Origin of the sequence: Pseudoalteromonas luteoviolacea CPMOR-1 (assembly GCF_001625685.1) — a bacterium.
In the GTDB taxonomy this organism is placed as follows: domain Bacteria; phylum Pseudomonadota; class Gammaproteobacteria; order Enterobacterales; family Alteromonadaceae; genus Pseudoalteromonas; species Pseudoalteromonas luteoviolacea_K.
In genome coordinates this window covers 60,564-82,583 of record NZ_AUYC01000035.1, presented here as the reverse complement: position 1 = coordinate 82,583, position 22,020 = coordinate 60,564, and the positions used below count along the sequence as shown (strand labels likewise).

18 protein-coding genes are annotated in these 22,020 nt (G+C 39.7%); 4 read left to right on the top strand and 14 right to left on the bottom strand.

Annotation, left to right across the window (positions count from 1 at the left end):
- Window positions 1-51: 51 nt before the first annotated feature.
- Window positions 52-804 carry a hypothetical protein gene (locus N473_RS15015; protein ID WP_063368622.1) on the bottom strand — a complete coding sequence of 251 codons (753 nt, stop codon included), beginning with the start codon at window positions 802-804 and terminating at the stop codon, window positions 52-54.
- Window positions 805-1,378: 574 nt separating this feature from the next.
- On the opposite strand from N473_RS15015, the gene N473_RS15010 reads away from it, so the two are divergent.
- Window positions 1,379-2,650: an O-acetylhomoserine aminocarboxypropyltransferase/cysteine synthase family protein gene (locus tag N473_RS15010; RefSeq protein WP_063368621.1), complete on the top strand. Its 1,272-nt coding sequence runs from the start codon at window positions 1,379-1,381 to the stop codon at window positions 2,648-2,650.
- A gap of 183 nt (window positions 2,651-2,833) precedes the next feature.
- Here N473_RS15010 and N473_RS15005 read toward each other — a convergent pair whose 3' ends face one another.
- The 7 genes from N473_RS15005 to N473_RS14975 all read right to left on the bottom strand — a co-directional run bounded on the left by N473_RS15005 (window position 2,834) and on the right by N473_RS14975 (window position 8,375).
- On the bottom strand, window positions 2,834-3,520 hold the full coding sequence (locus N473_RS15005) for an SDR family oxidoreductase (RefSeq protein ID WP_063368620.1): 687 nt from the start codon (window positions 3,518-3,520) through the stop codon (window positions 2,834-2,836).
- Window positions 3,521-3,742: 222 nt separating this feature from the next.
- The gene (locus tag N473_RS15000; protein ID WP_063368619.1) at window positions 3,743-4,099 is read right to left on the bottom strand and encodes a hypothetical protein; all 357 of its coding nucleotides are present in this window, start codon (window positions 4,097-4,099) and stop codon (window positions 3,743-3,745) included.
- 237 nt (window positions 4,100-4,336) lie between these two features.
- On the bottom strand, window positions 4,337-5,356 hold the full coding sequence (locus N473_RS14995; protein WP_063368618.1) for a S41 family peptidase: 1,020 nt from the start codon (window positions 5,354-5,356) through the stop codon (window positions 4,337-4,339).
- A 177-nt stretch (window positions 5,357-5,533) separates the two neighbouring features.
- Window positions 5,534-6,211 (bottom strand): hypothetical protein, encoded by a 678-nt coding sequence (locus N473_RS14990; protein ID WP_063368617.1) that lies wholly within the window; start codon window positions 6,209-6,211, stop codon window positions 5,534-5,536.
- A 319-nt stretch (window positions 6,212-6,530) separates the two neighbouring features.
- On the bottom strand, window positions 6,531-6,971 hold the full coding sequence (locus tag N473_RS14985) for a hypothetical protein (RefSeq protein ID WP_063368616.1): 441 nt from the start codon (window positions 6,969-6,971) through the stop codon (window positions 6,531-6,533).
- Window positions 6,972-7,142: 171 nt separating this feature from the next.
- Window positions 7,143-7,736: a Crp/Fnr family transcriptional regulator gene (locus tag N473_RS14980; RefSeq protein WP_063368615.1), complete on the bottom strand. Its 594-nt coding sequence runs from the start codon at window positions 7,734-7,736 to the stop codon at window positions 7,143-7,145.
- 189 nt (window positions 7,737-7,925) lie between these two features.
- Window positions 7,926-8,375, bottom strand: coding sequence for a DUF6174 domain-containing protein (locus tag N473_RS14975; RefSeq protein ID WP_063368614.1), 450 nt, complete (start codon window positions 8,373-8,375; stop codon window positions 7,926-7,928).
- A 915-nt stretch (window positions 8,376-9,290) separates the two neighbouring features.
- Here N473_RS14975 and N473_RS14970 point away from each other — a divergent pair.
- Both N473_RS14970 and N473_RS14965 read left to right on the top strand, forming a co-directional pair.
- The gene (locus N473_RS14970) at window positions 9,291-11,171 is read left to right on the top strand and encodes a hypothetical protein (RefSeq protein ID WP_063368613.1); all 1,881 of its coding nucleotides are present in this window, start codon (window positions 9,291-9,293) and stop codon (window positions 11,169-11,171) included.
- A gap of 43 nt (window positions 11,172-11,214) precedes the next feature.
- Window positions 11,215-12,705 (top strand): hypothetical protein, encoded by a 1,491-nt coding sequence (locus N473_RS14965; RefSeq protein ID WP_063368612.1) that lies wholly within the window; start codon window positions 11,215-11,217, stop codon window positions 12,703-12,705.
- A gap of 78 nt (window positions 12,706-12,783) precedes the next feature.
- Here the strand turns inward: N473_RS14965 and N473_RS14960 are convergent, their stop codons facing one another.
- The 5 genes from N473_RS14960 to hutH form a co-directional block, all read right to left on the bottom strand.
- Window positions 12,784-13,275, bottom strand: coding sequence for a GNAT family N-acetyltransferase (locus N473_RS14960; RefSeq protein ID WP_063368611.1), 492 nt, complete (start codon window positions 13,273-13,275; stop codon window positions 12,784-12,786).
- Window positions 13,276-13,341: 66 nt separating this feature from the next.
- The gene (locus N473_RS14955) at window positions 13,342-13,959 is read right to left on the bottom strand and encodes an HAD family hydrolase (protein WP_063368610.1); all 618 of its coding nucleotides are present in this window, start codon (window positions 13,957-13,959) and stop codon (window positions 13,342-13,344) included.
- 255 nt (window positions 13,960-14,214) lie between these two features.
- Window positions 14,215-14,385 (bottom strand): hypothetical protein, encoded by a 171-nt coding sequence (locus N473_RS26270; protein ID WP_155735623.1) that lies wholly within the window; start codon window positions 14,383-14,385, stop codon window positions 14,215-14,217.
- Window positions 14,386-14,828: 443 nt separating this feature from the next.
- Window positions 14,829-16,829, bottom strand: a complete 2,001-nt coding sequence (locus tag N473_RS14950; RefSeq protein WP_063368609.1) for a urocanate hydratase — start codon at window positions 16,827-16,829, stop codon at window positions 14,829-14,831.
- 11 nt (window positions 16,830-16,840) lie between these two features.
- Window positions 16,841-18,340 (bottom strand): histidine ammonia-lyase, encoded by a 1,500-nt coding sequence (gene hutH / locus N473_RS14945; RefSeq protein ID WP_063368608.1) that lies wholly within the window; start codon window positions 18,338-18,340, stop codon window positions 16,841-16,843.
- Window positions 18,341-18,559: 219 nt separating this feature from the next.
- Here hutH and N473_RS14940 point away from each other — a divergent pair, with 219 nt between their 5' ends.
- Window positions 18,560-19,471, top strand: a complete 912-nt coding sequence (locus N473_RS14940; RefSeq protein ID WP_063368607.1) for a LysR family transcriptional regulator — start codon at window positions 18,560-18,562, stop codon at window positions 19,469-19,471.
- 75 nt (window positions 19,472-19,546) lie between these two features.
- On the opposite strand, the gene N473_RS26915 is transcribed toward N473_RS14940, so the two are convergent.
- On the bottom strand, window positions 19,547-21,547 hold the full coding sequence (locus N473_RS26915; RefSeq protein ID WP_063368606.1) for a S8 family serine peptidase: 2,001 nt from the start codon (window positions 21,545-21,547) through the stop codon (window positions 19,547-19,549).
- Window positions 21,548-22,020 lie beyond the last annotated feature (473 nt).

Here is a 22,020-nt window from a genome sequence, read left to right as displayed (position 1 = left end):
TGTGTGTTTTATGAGTAGATAAAGTCAACTTTATATAAATAAAATGAGAATTTATGAAAAAAGCTCGGCTTTTTCTTTGAGTTGATCAGACACATTCATAGTCCAGTCCCATTTATTCAAGGCATATCCCGAGAACTTTACCTCCTCAGCACTGTTAAGGCTATAATCTAGCATTTCTTTAAAATTAAATATATCGGCAAAATTATCATTGTTGACATCATATTTCCCCCAGTACTGACTAGTACCAGCGCTGCCTCGTTCAATTTCAATCCCCTTGATAAAGTGCGCTTTAAAGTCCTGCGCTGCCTCAACCAATTTAGTATTACTATTCAAACTATCTTCAATTATCCGCTTTTGTTTTTGATTCAAATGACCTGTTGCAACTAACTGTCCAGCAGTATCAATCGAGAAGCCCCAACTTTTGTTTTTAAGTTCAGGTGCCAATTCATATATGGTAGAAGAAATACTTTTGTACTGCTCGGCCATTCTATTGGCAGCCTCGGGGGTATCATGCAAGTATAACTTACTCGTAGAGTTTGCAACCCGTTCTATCAGTTCTCTATGTTGCTCATACCGTGCAGGTAAATCAAGTCTGCCACTTTTTGTATACATGATGGTCTCTAGCTTTCCATTATCTGACTTGGCACGCATTTCTTCTGCAGGGCGCGCAGGCTGGGAGTGTAAAGGAGATGAGGTAGAATCCACATGCTGTACGTTTTTGCTCTCTGAAATCACATTTTTGATTTGATCTGCAGTCGATTTGTTTGCATGCAGAAGAACTCCTGCATTGGCATCTATTTTCATGTCATTATCCTTACAACCAATCCACTCTTATTTCTATCGGTAGAAATAATAAAAACCTAACGAAATTTCATATAAATTTTAATATACACATTATATAACCCCTATACTATAAACAATTATTCATTAGCCACTCAGTATTTAAGAGACATACTCAATTATCTGGACATTACTCATCATTAATTCAGAGAACATATTAAATCGTGAAATAAAAACAATGTGATTCCTGTCTAAAGCAGTCCCAAAAAACACTTAAAAATTGATCTCTGCTTCAAATTCAAAGCAACACTATAAGCACTTCGTGCAGTTGCAAACTACGGCAATCGCATAGCCTCACTGCTATGCAAACCCAAAAAATACCAGAGCAGCTCTTGGTAGCACAGTTTTAAAATACATACAGTTTACCCTCCACTTTTCTTACACCACATTGTTTCTTTCAACGGAAAGAAAGTATGCTATGTTGAAGTCTAATTTTTATTAAATTTATAAGCCTAATGCGACTTCTCATTTGACCCACTTTGTGTTTGTGTATTCGTACAGGCTATTACTTTAATGACACTGTATTAAGGAGAACTCTGTGAAATTAGAATCTATTGCATTACACGAAGGGTATACTTCAGAACAAACAACCAAATCCGCAGCCGTCCCCATATATCAAACAACCTCATATACTTTTGACAATACAGAGCATGGTGCTGATCTGTTTAACCTTGCGGTTCCAGGGAATATTTATACACGCATCATGAACCCAACCAATGATGTGCTTGAGAAACGGGTCGCAGCAATGGAAGGTGGGATCGGTGCACTTGCAGTTTCATCAGGTATGGCGGCAATTACGTACGCCATTCAATGCCTTACTGAAGTGGGCGACAATATTGTCAGTACAAGTCAGCTCTACGGGGGCACCTATAACTTATTTGCGCACTCACTACCAAGACAAGGTGTAGAAGTCAAAATGGTTTCTTATGACGATTTTGCAGGGTTTGAGGCCGCAATTGATAATAACACCAAGGCAATATTTTGTGAGTCGATTGGTAATCCTGCTGGCAATATTGTCGATATTACTCGAATAGCAGACATAGCGCATAAATATGGCGTCCCTGTCATTGTAGATAATACGGTTGCAACGCCCTATTTATGCCGCCCACTTGAGCTAGGTGCTGATATAGTCGTCCACTCATTGACCAAGTATATTGGAGGCCATGGCACATCAATCGGTGGTATCATTGTCGACTCTGGTAAATTTGACTGGATGGCAAATAAAGACCGATTTGCCGTGTTAAATCAACCTGACCCTTCATATCACGGGGTTGTTTACACCGAAGCTTTTGGCGAAGCAGCTTACATCGGACGCTGTCGAGTAGCACCACTTCGAAATACCGGTGCGGCCTTATCTCCAATGAATGCTTTTCAGATATTACAAGGTCTCGAAACGCTTGGACTGAGAATGGACCGTCACTGTGATAACGCAGAAAAGCTGGCTGAGTTTTTAAAACAGCACCCTAAAGTGGAGTGGGTAAATTATGCTGCACTTGCAGGCAGCCCCGACTACGATAATTGCCATAAAATCACACATGGCAGAGCATCCGGTATTTTAAGCTTTGGCATTACCGGAGGCATTGATGCATGTACAAGGTTTATTGACGCGTTAAATATGATCCTGCGTTTAGTCAATATTGGTGATGCCAAATCATTGGCCTGCCACCCAGCATCAACAACACATAGACAACTAAATAAAACAGAGCTCGCATCTGCTGGCGTAAGTGAAGATCTGGTTCGGATTTCAGTGGGTATAGAACATATTGACGATATTATTAACGATGTCTCACAAGCGTTAGATAAGGCTTAGTTGGTGCTGTTTTTTTAATAACCCTTATCAAAAAAACCTAGAACCTCCTCTGCTGAGGTAATGTATTTTACCTCAGCTATTAGAACGATAGAATCCCATAGACAGTGACAGTGTTTTTCAACAACGAAGTACCAAACAGGCATTAAAACCTTGCATTTATCACCACCCTATCTTGGATAAAAGTTAACCAGTAAATTTTTGAGTCAATGTGATGTCACCTATCGCTGTGTTTCTACTCGATTGAAGAACAAACTCTACAGTCCTAACAACATCCTCTATTGGGATAGGAATAAGGTCCGACTGCGCATTTAAGCTAATATCTTCTAAAACTTCATCCGTGCCCACAAGCCCCGGATTGATGGTTGTGAACCCGATACCTTGATTTTTGCAGCCAATTCGAAGGGCATGTACTGCCCCTCTTAGCCCAAACTTAGACGCAGAGTAAGCAACCTCAGAGGTAGTAGAAAGCTCTAGCCCTGACGTAGCCCCTATGAATATTGCTCTTGGATTTTTGGACTTCCTGAGGTTTGGCAACAGGCCTTTGACAAGTTCAATCGGTGCAATTTGATTAATATCGATGATATTTTTAGTCTCAGAATATGGGCTTGTCTCAAAATCGTAATGCTCAGTAAATGCATGTTTTTCCCAAACCCCACCCATATAAAGTAATGCATCAATGGTGTGTTCTGATGTTTCATGCAATACTTTTTGAATACCATCGTTCTTGGAAATGTCCGCTTCGATCCACTTACCAATTGTTGATGGCGTTCGAGAGACAGAAAAAACGTAATCTCCTTTTGCGTGATAGAATTGCGCAACAGCCAAGCCAATGCCACGACTAGCCCCTACAACTATTAGATTTTTCTGCATGCCTACTCCTTATGGCAAAATAAAATGTGCTATGAATTGGATAACTGATTTTTAGTTCACCACTTGGTAAACCCGATTTACCTTAAGTTAGACCTCTCTGAGCTTACAGCATCGTATCAATATGCATTAAATGTTGTTGCAGCAATACTGTCACACTTAGTATCTAAATGAAAAACAGGTCAGTACAGCGCAAATCTAGCTTTCACCATACTTATTCGTTTACTACAGGCACTTTTTAGTATGTGCCATTGAATAACCATCAAAACGGCCATTTTTAAATCGCTTACCGATACAATATTCTCCTTTCTCATTTGGCTTATACTGAATGACAAGTTCTACATAGGCGCTCGTAAGTGGCTTAATAGTAACGACTTTAATCGCACCCGATCGACTACCTCTGAGCCCATAACTAAACGGTTTTATGTATGAAAATTGACGATATGTAATTAAATCTTGTTTTTGAAATAATTCAGAGTGAACCAACGACCAAAATAATACACTCACAAATGTAATTAAAAAAGCGGCCAAAACTGCAAGCTTTATTTTTGTTTTTAACTTTAATCTAACCCGATATTTCATAGTGCAATAAACGCCGTATTAAGCTTGAGATAACGCCAACACGTAAGTCAATCTATGCTTAGTAAACGAATAACCTCTGCGGTTGAATGTACTTCAAGATAAATTCAAACATCAATTAAATGATGATGCAACTAACCTGCAATATTGATTGCTTCTCTCCAAGTACTTCGTGAAGTAACTCGGGGGTTTTAAAGTACTTCACGATTGTGCGCTGCTTTTTTAATCTGCGAGGGGCTGTTAGTCAAGCGACAACTCTGTAAGTTTGTCATTAATTTCCTTTATTTGATGCTCATTAGAAGCAGCGTTCTTAATTTTTTTAAGGGCGCTTTGATAAGCCACATCAAAGGCATTATCACTAGACGCTTCAATATGTGGCTTAACGCCAACCGCTTCCCAATTGGTTTTTGTTATCGGATTAATTGACTTTGCTATCGGTATACCCGCCCTAAAACCATGCCCTATTTCATAAAACTGCCAAGGATTTGCGCCTCCTTTTGTTGTTTCTCCCACTAGAGTAGCTCGATTAAGGTGCTTGAGGTTATAAGCAAACTCCTCTGCTGCTGAAAATGTATCGCTGCTAGTGAGTATATATATCGGAGTAGTTAAATTAATTGGGCCAGCTATGTTATTAAAGGTATAGAACTCACGAGTAGAGTCGGTCGTGCGCCAATACATGCTATTTAAGTGAGTATTCGGCTTTAAAAAATAGCTGCTGATCAGCTGCACCATTTCTGCGCTCCCACCACCGTTTTTTCGAAGGTCTAAGATCAGTGCGTCTGCGCTGGAGACAAACCCCATTACGCCTGCTACGATTTTTTTTGAATCTTTTGATAATGCATCAAATCCCCAAAAATCTACATAGCCAACGTTACCGTCAAGTATTTCTACCCGATTAAACCCCGAGTTCTTGCGACTTAACTTAGCAAACCAAGACTCACGCACGGCACTATGAGTGTGCTTTTCATTTGGGTTTCGCCACTGCACACTAAAGTGCTTATCAAATTTTTGCAATTCTGTAGTCAGTAACGAAGCAAACTGCTCTTGTGACTGGCTATCAGTAAACGCAAGACTCGACTTTAAGTTTGCAAGTGCATTTGAAATTTCATCTAGCTTGTTTACTTCAACATATTGCTGCTTAATACGCTTGTTGAGCTCATTCAAAGTTGTCGCTCTATCAACATAGCTGATGTCAGCACATACCAATGGAGACAAAATAACTAAACAGCCTCCTAAAATAATCTTATCCTTAAATTTCATTATTTTTTCCTTTTTTAACATGGTCACAAAACGCCTTTATATTGGCTTTATCTATCTTGTCATTCAGCTTGTATTAGATGAAGTGCACGCTCTGAACAAGTACATTGCCTATCCCTTTTCAACCTAGGCGCTTTAAAACTCGGTTAGGCACTTTAATTTGAGTTTTATCTACTTGCTTTACTGGCCGAACACAGCGTCAAAGCTTTCTCCTGAATTTAACCTATGAATGCCCTCATAAAGCTTTTTTGGGTTGACGCGCTCGAATGCAACTCTTGACGCCTGATAAGCGCGAATATCTGAAGATGAAAAATCTGATAACCCCATCACTTTTGCTACTTCAGCGTTATCAATATTTATATTCTCTAGAAGTAAAGGGGATCTGAAGTCCACATATGTGCCTGATCCCTCAAGCAGCCATGGCTTCAATTTAAAATGTTTTGTCAAGAAGCTCGCTCTGTGAAATACTTCTGCATGCGCGGTCTCATGTGCAATTACATCTATATTAATTCCTTTAGGGCCAATAAAAACACATTCCTTTGATAATGCGCTACGTGCCATGCCAGTTGGATTAAAACCTAACGACCTATATTTAGCGCTTTTAGATACGATATATCTAGGTGAGACACTCATTTTACCAAACGCCTCATCAACTCTGCTATTGGCTTTTTGTATCAAGGTCAAAAGCTGTGTTCTCTCAGCTTTATTTAAAGAGTCATCGACAAAAATGTCTGATTGAATTTGTTCGAAACCAGTGAGCGCTACAACTTCACATGCCAACGCTGCTTTATTATAAAAGAAAATAGTACAAGTGGAGGTGAACAATAAAATTACAACTGTAAATTTGAACATTTTCATACAACTTCCCTTTCTAACTCACATCACCTTCAAATAAACAACTTATGAGCTTTACAACGCAGACACTTTTGAACAGCTGTTTGCCTTTATTTCAAGCCAATTAAAATCATCACTGAGTTTAAGAATATTGGTTCAGACCGCGCGCTGAGCATTAAGTTCCGTAGCACTACAAGCTCAAGAAAACACAAAATACACAACCAAAAAGTAATACATACTTGTAGTCGTAAATCTGAACCGTTCCTATTGAACCTCACTACGACGACCCTTGAGGAATTACTTATGCACTAGTACCTGGGCCCAAGAGTTGGAAGCTGTTCTGCTATAATGACTGCAAAAAGATAGGCACCAAACCAAACACCAACAAAGTACAGGCAATAAGTGACAGCAATGACCCAAATCTAACCATAATCTTAACCGTCAACTCGCTCGTTACGTTTGCCGAGTATCCAGCGCCAGCAATTGGAAGCGCCTTGCTTGCACCTGTCACAGATGCAACCGTTATACCAAGCCAAATAAATACGAAACCAAATGCACATCCATAAGCTGCAAATTTGGCTACCAATGCAGGTAGCTCAACCAATGACCACATCACGCCTAGGATCGCTAAAGCCATGGCGCATTGCACAGCAGTCAAATGGCCTGAAAGTGCCATCCGCGAATTTTTGACTTTAGGTATCAATGCTCCCTGTATTAAACCTGCAAGAAACAAGACTATTCCTATAAAGATGAGCTGTGCACCAATCTGCGTAAGTTCTAGCATGATGTGCCCCTTGCTGATATTTCATAAATTTCAGTGGGGCTAACGACATTCAAGCGGTTGCTGATGTATAACCTATGACATTGTTCACGTTGTGTGTTTGATTTTTGAAAAGCATTCATTGTTAATCTCCATAAAAAAACACATGGTAGATAACGAAATACCAGAATTCATTCACCTAGATTCATTTTTTAATTTACTTAGAGTCTGGGGGGCAATTCCGAGGTAAGAAGCAATATGATATGACTTTACTTGCTTAAATATGTAAGGGTACTCGTCAAGTAAACGCTCATACCTTTGAGCTGCGCTTTCTGACATGAGTGAAAGCACACGTTTGTATGTTGCAGAGTAATAAGTGTTATGTATCCAAATTCTCGCTAACAGCCCCCACTTTTCATCTTGAGAGATAAACTTATCAAGTGCATCCAGAGACGTAACATAAAAAATAGAATCTTCGATAACTTCAAAACTCAGCATAGACCCGGCTTTTTCATAAAAGCTCACACTATCATCCATAAAATGGTTTAATCCATGCTTACTTTTTCCACGAAAATAAAGTTGCCATGTATGATCTTTGCCGTTCAAATCACTCAGATATGACCGGGCTAGACCACTTTTAATAAACCATATTTCATTAAACACTTCGCCTGCATGATGAACCGTTGTGCCTTTTTTAATATACTTTATATCAAATATTCCACACACCTTTGCCCACTCATCATCATTGACAGGAATATAGTGCTCAACTAATTTTCTAAAATATTTCATAGAACCACTGCCATTTCCTTAAATATGAGGCTTTATCAGACGTTTAAATATTGAAATTCAAGCTAATCAAGATAATCAAGATAATTGTAATGCGATTAGTTATCGCCCAATGTCGATAGCGTTTTGTACAACCTATATCAGTACTTAACTAAAATTTACAAAGCCCGATCGCAAGAATAAATTATTTATTTATTCGATAACCTCAAAATTTATAATACGATAGAAGCACTCATCGTCGTCAATATCTTTATTCCAATCAACATCTATATCTGTTGGGAATAAATATACCGGGTGATAATCTAATTTTATACTTGCAGCTTGAGTTATCGCCTTTTCTGCTTTTTTAAACATTTTTTCAATCGTTATCTCAAAAGTATGCCCACTACTATGTTCAAAAAATGCCACGCCATCAACAACCAAAACGCGAGATGAAAAGGTAAGCATGCATCCACTTTCTACTTGATAGGTATAACTAAATGGTGCATTGCTTTGCCAAGCGTCAAAGTTATATTCAAGTGTTTTTAACGCCTCTCCTTTGATAAATTGAAAGCCAACTCCCCACAATGAGAACACAAAAATAATGGCTGTACCAAGTACAAACTGCACTGCAATTGGTTCGCGACTGTCCAGTACTTTCATGAAACTTTATAAACCTGTTTACTCAAATAATACTCCACTAAAAATTATCACAATGGATGCAATCAACCTACTCTTTGACTAATAGACAATTTGTTGATAATCAATTTTTTATAAAACACACACTTCGAAAATCTGCAATATCCATAGTCAATATATTTTACTAAGTAGAATAAGAGAATACCTTTTAACCCATTATAACCAAGCTTTTAGATTGCATAAGTAGGGAGACCTATCCACCCACTAGAACAATACTTCGTTGCGCTAACTAAATAGTAAATATTGCAACGAGTGACAAAGATAACAAAATTCATTGTAGAATATGTGCGTTTTGTACCGATGAATTCACAGCAAAGCTTGGGATCAATTTCACTGTATACAATCTGTTATAAGTCAATCACACTAATCAATGTATTTTTTCCTCAATAAGGTCAACCACCCTACCACCATGATATTGAAACTGCCACTTTTCATCCATCAAAAATCTGAAGATGAGTATCCATTTGAAATGGATGCATTCGATATTCACACATGAGATAGAAAACTCATTACCCACCATTTAAAAAACAATCTGTTTAACTTTTATTCACATTGAGTTACGATTAAAAAACATACTAGAAAGACAATCAGCTTGAGATACGAGTCGCTATTTTTGCTCTTAAACCCAACAATAAATTCTAAAGAGCTTGATGTGGTAGATGTCTGCGAAAGTGAACTCATTGATGAATGCAAAGATAAAATAGCCTGATTAATAATGTAAATCTCGCTACTTATGTCCGCATCCAAATCACCCCAACTGATTAGTGCAGTAATTGAGCATTACTACCTAGGTTTAATCAAACAGACCAATATAAAAATGCACCTTTATTAGCATTATAAAAATTGGATTATATAAATATAACTTAAGGAAAATATAGAGTGAAAAATAAAGAAACACCAACCTGCCATTTAAAAAGAACTGAGGTTGACAGGCGTACTTTTATAAAGAAGTCTTGCTTAGGCACAATTGGGCTAACAACTATATCATCTACCAGTATGGTATTCAGCAATAGTACAATTACTGCTGAAGAAATAATTAGAATAGACAACCCTCACGTACAAGGAAGTGATGAAACCATCGCAATTCAAAATGCTATCAATGATGCAATTGCGCAAAATAAGACTCTGGTATTAGAAAATAGAAGACACATCATTACCGATACACTCATCGTAAATAAAAGTGGCTTTAAACTGCGCGGTGAAGGGCCTGACAGTGAAATATACCTTGAAAGACCTGTAAATAAAAACCGACAGCACGAATGCGCAATGTATATCTGTCCGGATGTTATTGCCAACTCACAACCCGTTGCGTTAACTGATATACGTGTTGAGAATATCACTTTCTCAACACGTAAAGTCCCAGAGCGCCAAAAAGGTATTTTGAGCGACAATGGCGTCACCCGATATTTTCCCCCTACTCCCTTTATTACAAGGGCGGTTAAGAACTCAAAATTTTATGATATAAGAATAAACGGAGGGTTTCATGGCTGGCTTTATGGCGAGCTTGGTGCAAGTGAAGATTCAAGTCACCAATTTAACACTGTTTTTTGCTCCGGTAATGATATTAAAAGAGTATCATTTATTAACTGCTGCTTGTGGGCATTTTACATAAGAGGGAATAAAGACACAGCAGCAAAGCCTACAGAAATATCAGATGTCTTCATACTCAATTGCAATATCGGTTTAGTAATATCTAACGAGTTGGCAGGCCGTCGTGTTGAGGGGATCACCTTTAACCGTATTCAAGCCACACAATGCGATACACCGCTGCACATTGAAGTTGCCAAAGACATTAAAATTTACAACTCGGTATTTCGTGCATTTGGACCAAATGATGAAAAATGGGAAAAATGCTTAAACGGTACCAGCAACCATGACTTAACCACTACATTACATTTAGATCTCTGGCCTATGTCGATTGTTAGAACGGGTTATGACAAAGATGGTCACCCAATGTACCTAGCGCCCTATAAAGGCAACATATTAATCACTAGTGCGATTAATACAACCTTTGAAAACTGTGAGCTTTCTCCTCGAATCGTTTCAAAGCAGGTTATTAAAAAAGGTGATTGTGCATACAAGCTTGGAACAGCACACGGAGCAAATGTAAGCGGGTTTGGCAAGTTAAATAGAGACATTAATTGCTGGTCTCACAGTGATCATAAGGTTGACCAATTAGAGTTTATTAACTGCCATATTAATGGCACCTTTGGTATGAGTTCACAATCTGGCGGCAATGATGTAAACAAAGACTTTTTTGGTACTATCACTTTTAATAAATGTAAGTTTAGCGAAGAAACCAGTGATATTATCTCCCATCAAAATACTGGAGATCCAAGAAATGCTTGGATAAATCACCTCAAATTAATAGATTGTACTATGTACGGTAGAATTTTAAGTGCTAGAACTAAACGAGTGACGATTACTGGTGGCCACTGGCATGTTGCTTTAACTCACAGCGGCTATAATACTTGCGTGCAAAATTTTGAACTTCATAATACCACCCTTCACTTAAGTACAACATTTAAAAATGGCTACGAAGACTGTGCATCCGCCATCAATTTAAGTGGTTCATGCCAAGAAGATGGTCAATCTCTCCCAATCGATAATAACACCTCCATTATATTTAAACCGAATTTAGAAAACTCAACCAATCCACAATATATACAAATGAATACTTCAGATTATATTTTTGAGGACATACAGGATGGAAAGTTATTCAATCCACCACCGATAGAAAATAAAGTTAAATTTATATAAATAAAAATAAATATATCTTTATACCGATCAAGGAAATGGAAAAATGTTTAAATATAATATAGTTAAGTTTTATCTTTACAGTTTATTAGTGTTATCCAGTTATTATTCACACGCGAGTTTAGGAACGCCGGCTTATACTTCAGCTTCTGTTAATGGCACATCAATCTCCCTGTCTTGGGGGGCAGTTCCTAATGCTAACTACTATAGATTAAGGTTTCAAGATGGCGGTGGCAGCTGGGTTGTATCCGGTGGTATATATTATGGTAACTCTAAAACTTGGCACAACGTGACAGGCACGATTAACCGTCGCTCCTACAGTATGCGTGCATGCAATAACTCAGGTTGTGGTGGGTGGTCTAGCGCTTCAGGGTCTATCACATACCCAGATGCCACACTCAGCCCACCATCCTATACTTTAGCATCAACCAGTGGTAACTCAGTTTCTGTTTCTTGGGGAACTGTATCAGGCGCAACCTATTATAAACTCAGGTTCAGTGATAACGGTGGAAGCTCTTGGTTTGAGACAGCCTCATCGTACTCCAGCACCTCAAAAACTTGGCAAAATATAAACAGTGCCATTTTGAATCGTTCTTATAGCACCAAAGCTTGCAACCAAGTGAGTTGTTCTAGCTGGTCAAATGCTTCAAATGTTATCTCTTATGTACCAAGGCCTTCATCGGCTTCTGCGTCAGTCTCAGGTAATTCAATCACTCTAGCTTGGAGCACAGTGGCTAATGCCACCAGCTATCAATTGCGTTATTCCGATAACAATGGTGCGACATGGCACAGCTCAGCTACCTCTCTCAGTGGCAGCTCAGTTACTTGGTCAAATTTAAATGAGTCTATCGTCAACCGTATTTACGCTATAAAAGCTTGTATTGCCCAAGCATGTAGCGATTGGTCACCTAGCTCATCAGCAGTTACATTTATACCAGCACCAACGTCAGCCACGGCTTCTACTAGCGTCAGCTCAGTGTCACTTTCCTGGGCTGAAGTATCACATGCGAGTTATTACAAAGTTCGCTTTAGTGATAACGGTGGGATTAATTGGCACGAAGTTGGACATTTGTACTACGGAGGCACAACAACATGGTCTGACATACAAGAGGCTATTGTTAATCGCTCATATAGCGTCAAAGCCTGTACAAACACTCATTGTAGTGATTGGTCAAGCTGGTCAAACCAAATAAGCTACATTCCACCAGCATCTATCTCACTAACGCTTACCCCAGGTAATCATACTACAAACTATAGCTTGAATTGGACAACATCAAACTCTTTAGACAATTATGAGTATATTTTAGAACAAAATATAAACAACCAAAGATTGCCAAATCAAAGTAGTTTATGGATCGCTGTGGCACAAGTACAAGAAAGTGGTAGTTATAGCTTCTCTAAACAATTAGATGGTCTATACAGATACCGCGTTAGGGGCTGTGATACAGCAGGCAATTGTGACTTAATCAGTAACGCTACAGAAAATCATACAGTGGATAGCAATTATACATGCCCATCAACGGAGTATAACCCTTAGTGTTGACTCTTGAGCGGCTTTGAAAATAAAAGCAAAAGTATGACACAAAAGGCGTTTGTGACCATCAGTCACTGCGCCTTATTTCGTGATGTATGCTTTTTCCATCAATATTGCTTGTTCACCATAACTTGAGCACACTTCAACACCTTTTACTTCTTTGAATCCAACTCTGGTCCAAAAGGTTTCCGAGCCTTGCACCGCTACCAAGCTTATTTTAGTCATGCCTTTATTTTTAGCCACGTCTATCAATTTTGAGGCTAACGCCCGACCCACTCCCTTTCCTTTTGAATAGGGGCTTATGGCCATATCATGAAGATACAAGTGGTCACAATTTTCGATATAAGGTAAAGACTCAAATAATTTTGGAGGAGCAACACCACACCATGGATGAGCTAACACATACCCAAATATTTCTCCATCGTTTGATACACATACAAAGCACGAATCTGGTGAGGCGTCATTTTTACTTTTTAATACCGCTAAGTCCTCGGTGCCAACCTCTTGGTAAGATTTTTCCTGAATGTCCAATATATAATCCCAATCCATGTCTTCAATTTTTCTGATTATCATGCAATCCCTTAATCACATCTCATATGCTTATACAACACTTAAAACAAAATTAAACGTTTATCTAAATTAAAATTCTAAACCTAAGGACTTAAGTGCAATTTCACCTTGCTGTGCACTTTCAAATTGAATTGCTGCCATGCCAACCGCTTTTGCACCAGCAACATTGTGAGGCATGTCATCTAAGAATACCGTTTCTTGTGCAATTAACCCATACCGCGCCATTAATGCATGATATATCTCAGGTTGCGGCTTTAATGTACCCAGCTCAGCCGATACGATAGCACCATCAAATAAATCCCAGAAATCATAGGTAGTTTTCAAAAATTCAACTGTTTCATGGACATTATCTGTCAACGCATAGACACCATAACCAGCTTGTTTGACCCGCTGGATCAGTTTTGTAGATTGATATAGTAGAATTTGCGTTTGTTTTATATAGTAAAAAAGTCGCTCAGTATCTTGTGTACTGAATCCAAGCTCTTGTTGGTACCTACATTGTGTCTCATGCTCAGTGATAATGCCTTTATTAATGTCTAACCAAATTTCTGAACCAAACACTGACTGGGCCAATTGTTCGTACGAGTCTAATTCTGGGAATGTCAGGTTAATTATTTCCTGTGGCGACCAGCGCACAATCACATTCCCTATGTCAAACACCACATTTTTAATCTGACTTTGTGACATAATCATTCCTTTATTTTATTGGCTATTTTAAACACTTTACTTCAACACTCTCATATCGCTAAATTGAATGGCATGCGCCATTAACTTAGTACCAAATTTGAGAGTAGTATGGAAAAGGCTATAGATGAGTATACACTCGTTTTCTATTTTTAATGTTCTGAAGAGATATATTTTTTAAGGTCTGAAAGTAGGTCAATTAAGACCTACGACAAGGGTTAAGGATATATTAAAACACAAGCTATGCTTGTTTTTTCATTAGCAGTCGTCTGAATAACACTGCCAAGAAACCGGGCACTTAACAGTCGGCAGGCATCCTAAAGTATCTAAACCATTACCACCACCTATTTGAGGTGTTTGCTGACCATTTAATGACTTTTTAGATGCGCTTAGGTTTTTCACTTTCTTTTTGCTTAGTTTAAGTAACATAATAATTTCCTTTGGTTAGTTACATTCAACACAGACACGATATCAGGTTTTTTAATCCTTAAAAACCTTATTAATGTGAAATTTTATACTTTTTTGATCAAAATCATGGATTTATATTTCGTTATTATGCCATTTTTTTGAATTTACTAATTAAATAATGTCTTTATTTTGAGCGGATTTAACACACCAGCATAAAATGGGAATAAGTTTTCTCATTTCGTTACAAAACCAGTACGTTATTATTAGATAAAACTCACTAGAATATTTTTTGTTTAAGTACTTAATGATGAGATTTAATTGAGCAATAAGTGAGCTTTCGCAACTGCCTAAGTTATCGAAGAAGATGTAGCTGAGGATATAGAAATGTATATTTTGTCTAGGTGGGGAATTTTTGAGCAAAAAATAGAGCTTAAGATTGCCTTAAGCTCTATATTAAAATGCGGTTATAGAGATAAATTATCTAAAATATCATCATCCACGTTGTTCGAAAGTGTGACTTTCAATTTCGGCGTTCTGGCCATTTCACGTTTAATTGCAAAATTAGCTTCTTCGTTACGTGCCCAGCTACGACGTGCAATACCATTGTTGACATCAAATAGCAGCATAGATTCTAGTCGACGTTCAGCATCGCTTGACCCATCTAACAACATACCAAAGCCACCATTGATAACTTCACCCCAGCCAACACCGCCGCCATTGTGAATTGATACCCAAGTAGCGCCACGGAAACCATCACCGATAACATTGTGGATCGCCATATCAGCTGTAAAACGGCTGCCATCATAAATGTTAGACGTTTCACGGAATGGCGAATCAGTACCAGATACATCATGGTGATCACGACCAAGTACAACTGGACCAATTTCACCACGTTCAATAGCGTCATTAAATGCTTTGGCAATCTTGATACGGCCTTCTGCATCCGCGTAAAGAATACGAGCTTGTGAACCAACAACCAGCTTGTTTTCTTTTGCGTCTTTGATCCAAGTAATGTTATCTTGCATCTGCTGCTGGATTTCTTCTGGGGATTCAGCCATGATCTCTTCGAGCACTTTTGCAGCAATTGCGTCAGTCTTGTCTAAATCTTCAGGTTTACCTGATGTACACACCCAACGGAATGGACCAAAACCATAGTCAAAACACATTGGACCTAAAATATCCTGAACATAAGACGGATATTTAAAGTCAATACCGTTTGCAGCCATCACATCACCACCAGCGCGTGAAGACTCAAGCAAGAACGCGTTACCGTAATCGAAGAAGTAAGTACCTTTGGCTGTATGCTTATTGACAGCGTCTGCGTGGCGCTTAAGTGTCGCTTGTACTTTTTCTTTGAATACCTCTGGCTCTTCACGAATTAAGCGGTTTGACTCTTCGTAACTGATCCCAACTGGGTAGTAGCCGCCTGACCACGGGTTATGAAGGGATGTTTGGTCAGAACCAAGGTGGACAAAAATATCTTCTGCAAGGAATGACTCCCACACATCAACGATGTTACCGATGAATGCAATAGATACGACCTCTTCGCCTGCTTGTGCCTTTTTAACACGTGCAACCAAATCAGACATATTGTCGACTAATTCATCCACCCAACCTTGCTCGTGACGTTTAATCGCAGCTTTGGGGTTTACCTCTGCACATACAGTAATACAGTTAGCGATATTACCTGCTTTAGGTTGCGCGCCGCTCATGCCGCCAAGACCTGCGGTTAAGAAGATCTTACCTTTTGGACTATCGCCCTTTTCAAGTACTTTACGGAAAGCGTTCATTACTGTGATGGTTGTACCATGTACAATGCCCTGAGGACCAATGTACATGAAAGACCCTGCTGTCATCTGGCCGTACTGTGTTACACCAAGTGCATTGAACTTTTCCCAATCATCTGGCTGAGAGTAGTTCGGGATCATCATACCGTTGGTTACGACAACGCGTGGCGCATCTTTTGATGACGGGAATAATCCCATCGGGTGGCCTGAGTACATATGAAGTGTTTGGTCTTCTTCCATTTCACTCAGGTACTTCATTGCAAGTAGATATTGTGCCCAGTTTTGGAATACTGCACCGTTACCACCATAAGTGATAAGCTCCTCTGGATGCTGTGCAACTGCCGGATCTAAGTTATTGTCAATCATCAACATGATTGCCGCAGCTTGCTCGCATTTAGCTGGATAGTCTGAAATCGAACGCGCCTTAAGCTCATAATTAGGCTTAAAACGGTACATATAAATACGACCAAAATCTTTTAATTCTTGCGCAAATTCAGCTGCAAGTTCTTTATGCCACGCTTTTGGGAAGTAACGCAGTGCGTTTCTTACAGCTAGCTGCTTTTCTTCTGGGCTTAAAATATCTTTACGCTTTGGCGCACGGTTTGCCCCTGCCGGATATGGCTTTGCTTCAGGCAATTCGCTAGGGATACCCTGCTTTATTTGTTCTTGAAAATTCATATCGGATTTCCTTAGTTCACTGTAACCGTAAATGCTTGTGACTTAACAAACTCAACCATGGCATCGATGTCTGGCTTAAGCAGTCTGTCTTCTTCAAGTTTCGCGACCTTTGTACGGATCAAGGCATGATTCTGTTCAATAATATCTGAACATGTATTCGGACGTCTAAAATCAACCGCTTGCGCTGCATACATCAACTCAATTGCAAAAATCTTTTCAAGATTACCCAAGATTTGGTTGAACTTACGACCTGAAATACTGCCCATTGATACGTGGTCTTCTTGACCCATCGATGTCGGTACACTATCCGCAGACGGTGGGAAGCACAGAGATTTATTTTCTGTTACCAAGGCCGCAGTCGTATACTGAGGGATCATCATACCTGAGTTTAGACCCCCTGATGTGGTGAGCAGTCGAGGCAGTCCGTGTAAGCCTTCAAGTAATAAATAACAACGACGATCAGAGATGTTACCAAGCTCAGCGGCTGCAATTGACGCGTAGTCAAGTACCATTGCTAAAGGCTGGCCGTGGAAGCTACCACCAGAGATGGCTTCTTCTTCACTAATAACAATTGGGTTGTCTGTCACTGAGTTCATTTCTGTCTCAGCAAGCTCTTTTAAGTGGTTAAATGCGTTGCGCGATGCGCCGTGCACCTGCGGGATACATCTAAGTGAATATGGGTCTTGAACGCGATCACACTCTTCGTGATCAGCCATATTCTGTGAATCTTTGAATAAACGGCGCATGCGTTTTGCAACTGCAATGTTACCTTCAAATGCACGGATAGCATGTAGCTCTTCACGGAATGGCTGCTCACTGCCCTGCATGCCTTCAATACTCATCGCACCGGCTACATCAGCAAGGTCTAATAAGTAACGCATTTTAGTCAAACCAGTAATGGCATGAGATAAGATGAATTGCGTACCATTGATAAGCGCAAGCCCTTCTTTTGAATCAAGGTCCATGGCTTCTAAATTGTTATCTGTGAGTACTTTAGCTGCTGGCTGGATCTCATCGCCTACCCAGAACTCGCCTTCACCTAATAAAGGTAAGAATAAGTGAGAAAGCGGCGCAAGGTCACCTGATGCGCCTACAGAGCCTTGCTCTGGCACAACTGGGATAATGTCTAGTTCAATAAACTTAAGCATACGCTCAACCACTTCAAGGCGAATGCCTGAAAAGCCTTGGCTAAGTGCGTGTACTTTAGTGATAAGCATTAGCTTTGAGATTGGCTTCGCAATTGGGTTACCTACACCCACGGCATGCGTTATTAGTAGGTTCTTTTGCAGAAGTTTGGTCTCTTCAGGGGAAACTTGCGTGTCGCACAGTGGACCAAAACCAGTATTGATACCATACACTGCTTTATCAGACGCAGCCATCTTGTCGACTCGCTGACGGCTTTTGTTAATTTTATCTAATGCTTCCTGACAAAGCTCTGCTTTAATACTGCCATCGGCTATGCCGTTTACAATATCAAGGTTCAGACGATCTACACCATATCTAAACGTCATCTTATTCTCCTAAATATATGCTTTTCCTAAGCAACTATGTGCTTGATGGCGCAATTTTAACGCTGTAATGATGTTTTATAAATTATAGATAATCGTAATTCATTCCGATTTTATCAAACTTAATGGTGTTACCTCGGCAAACTTTCCATTAAAATAAGCTCAGTTCTGGATTCCAACCACTTTTTAGCCGGTTAGTTCGCTACTTTTAGGAGAAAAAATGTGCAAGTTCATGATGTTGACCTACGCCTATTGAGGATTTTTGTGGCCATAGTCGAATCTGGAGGCCTATCCGCCGCAGAATCTCGCTTAAACATTGGCCGCTCTACGATTAGTTCGCACTTGTCGGACTTAGAAGTAAGGCTTGGGATAAAACTGTGCAAACGCGGCCGAGGCGGTTTTGAACTCACAGAGCCGGGCCGCATTACATACCAAGCTTCTCTTGAGCTTTTACAGCAATGTGAGGCATTTGCAACGACGGTTGCCAGTTCTAAAAATGAACTATCTGGGCGGGTAACCATTGCGGTAATTGATACCATGGCAAGCGATCCCCGCTGTGGAATCGCAAATGCCATCGCGTCACTCAAAACACAAAGCGACAATATTCAATTTGATATCAATGTATGTGAAGCAAAAGAGGTTGAAACCTCTGTGATTAACGGGCGATCTCTCGTGGGTTTAGGCGTTAGCCGACATCATTTGCGAGGCCTAGAGTATATTCCCCTTTATGATGAAAAAAACTTTCTGTATTGTGCCAAAGATCATTCTTTATTTGACTGCAAGCCTTCACAGGTCAATAAACTGCTCAAAAGTGCAGAAGTTGTCTCAAGTAACTACATGCGAGATAAAGAGGTAAGAAATGATGGTTTGAACTATATGAACACTGCCATTGCTTATCATGATGAGGGGATTGCACATTTAATTTTATCTGGCGCATTTATTGGTTACTTACCCGAGCATTACGCCAGCTACTGGGTTGATAAAGGCATTTTAAAAGCCATATTACCGAAAAAATATGCATATACCATTCCGGTTTCATTGATCACCGCAAAAAACAATTCGGCCTCTCCTCTTGCTAACGCAATTATTGAAGAATTAAAACGAAGCCATAATATCAATCATGAAGATGACTGAACTTATTTTTACAAGCATTAAAAAAGGCGACATTACCTGTCGCCTTGCACCTTTAATCTCAAGGTTTTTAAGGAATTAGTTACACGCACCTAGGTCAGTCCACACTTTCCAGTCATTACCAACATTTGAGTTTTGAGCTGGATTTGCGTCTCTGTTCCACCAGTTGCTACGATACTTGCTGCCTTGGTAAGACACTTCAGCACCTGCAACATAAGTCTTCGTTGCACTCCACTCAGTTAAACCAGTACACCCTGTGTTGTTAGCACCATCAGTCACTGTTACAGACTTAGTTACACTGTGCGTTGCACCAGCATCATCAGTTACCGTCACAGAAACTTGGTAAGCACCCGCATTTGCAAACGCATGAGAAACAGTTGCACCAGTCGTGTTGAAACCACCAATATTCCAGTCGTAGCTTACGATTTGACCATCAGCATCACGGCTTGAACTTGCATTGAAATCACATGCTAATGCGCTACAGCTAAATGTAAAATCTGCGACAGGTGCTTGGTTATCTACAGCACCACCACACCCATTTGCAGTAAGGTAGTCTGAAGCAGCTTTCGCTTGAACTAAACCGTAGCCATATTCGTCATCACGACCCGCTGTGCCCAAATCAATGGCAGTCGCATTAAGCGCATTACGAATATCGACGTTGGTACAACTTGGGTGCTGACTCCAAACCAATGCGGCAACACCTGCAACATGCGGGCTTGCCATAGAAGTACCAGTCTTAAGACCATAATCAAGCACTGCATTTAGTTCTACTTCTACTGTACTACCCACTGAAGTTTTCAATGCTGTACCAGCTTCTTGAGACAATGACAGTACTGGAATTGTTAAGCCATGATTTGCATCACCTAACGTGCCACCAAACTCACCAGAAGCATTGTTATAAATGATTGCTGCAACACCACCACCCGCTTCACAATTTTCCGCTTTTACTTTAAACGATGCTCCACCACGCTCGATTAAACAGATACTTTGGGTCGCAGCACACGCCGTTAAGCCTTGACCACAATCAACAAGTTCAGCGCTCACTGTGCCTTCTACAGAGTGAGTCATGCCACCTGCTTTGACAAAATTAGTACCAACCGTAATGCCTGCAAGGATCCCTGAGCTTCTTGGTACAGTTGAAAGTACATCAGTACCTGGTGCGGCGATTTCAACTTGAGCATTATATTGTGACGATGGATTTTTTACTCTGTTTTCATCAACATTTGCCACTGACATAACTGTGTCGTAGCTCGCCGGATAGCTCATCGTTGCGTTGCCATCATTACCCGCTGCAGCAATGATTAATACGCCTTTGTCATAAGCTGCTTGTAAACGATCTTGGAAGTACTGGCTTGGACTACCACCACCTAAACTCATGTTGATGATTTTAGCGCCGTTTTCAACACAATTATCAACTCCACGAGCAATACGTGATGTTAAACCTTGCTTACCGTCATTATCGAAAACACGAACATTGTGAATACCGACCTTATCATTCGGTAACACACCAACTACACCAAAGCCATTATCAATTGCAACGATTGTGCCTGCAACGTGTGTACCGTGACCAGAGCCGTCCTGATACCAATTTAAACCGCCAGGGAGGTCAGTGAAACCGGTCGCATTTTGTGGTAAATCTGGATGACCTAAGTCATAACCAGAATCAATAACACACACTTTAAATAAATCAGCATTTGTATCTTGTAGAAGATTTGCCTGTACTTCTGCCAGACCATAAGGCGATGCTTCACCTACAAAGTCTTGTGTAAAAGGTACATACTCAAAATCTTCTTCAATGTACGCGTATTGGCCAGACGCTTTAAGTTTCGCAACTTGCTCCGGCGTTAGCTCCATTGTTACAACCGTACCATCTGTATCTGCAGATAATACCTCTGCTGCAGGTTCAGCGTGAAAACTCTCTGCAATATTTGCTCTAGCAAAACGGCTTGTCTCTGGTGCAAAGATACTTAGATCACTTTGCTTTAAGATGTACTGTTTTGTTTCTTGTGCTTGAGCAACCGTTGCAGAAAGCGCTGCTACTGCAAACGCAACCGATGTTAATTTAAATGTCTTTTTCATGTTGTTTCCTAATTATTATTTTTATCCGCATCCAATGCGGTGGATTCCTGTTGCCTAAGCAATGTGTACCTTGTTTGCAAACACCCTACACAATGAAAACCCAGCTTTCAACCTTTTATTTACAAAAATTCATATTTATTTCATTAAAAGTGAAAAAGCAATAAATACAAATATGCAATTGACCACTTTTTAACCTTAAAAAATTAAATGAAACTTAAAAAATGCTACGAGCATTTAATACAAACAGAAAAGTTAAAAAAAAATAACAATGGCGGTAATTTTTTTTTACACAATAAGCGTCACAGTGTTACACGTTTGATTAAAGCGCTTAGGTCAAACATGAGAGCAAATTAGGCGATTAGCTTTCGAATAAAGCAATTAATTAAAAGAACCCCTCAATCAGTAAATAAATAACCAAGATCAAACTAAATATAAGTAATTTATACAATTAGGATTTACTCATCATCCACTTT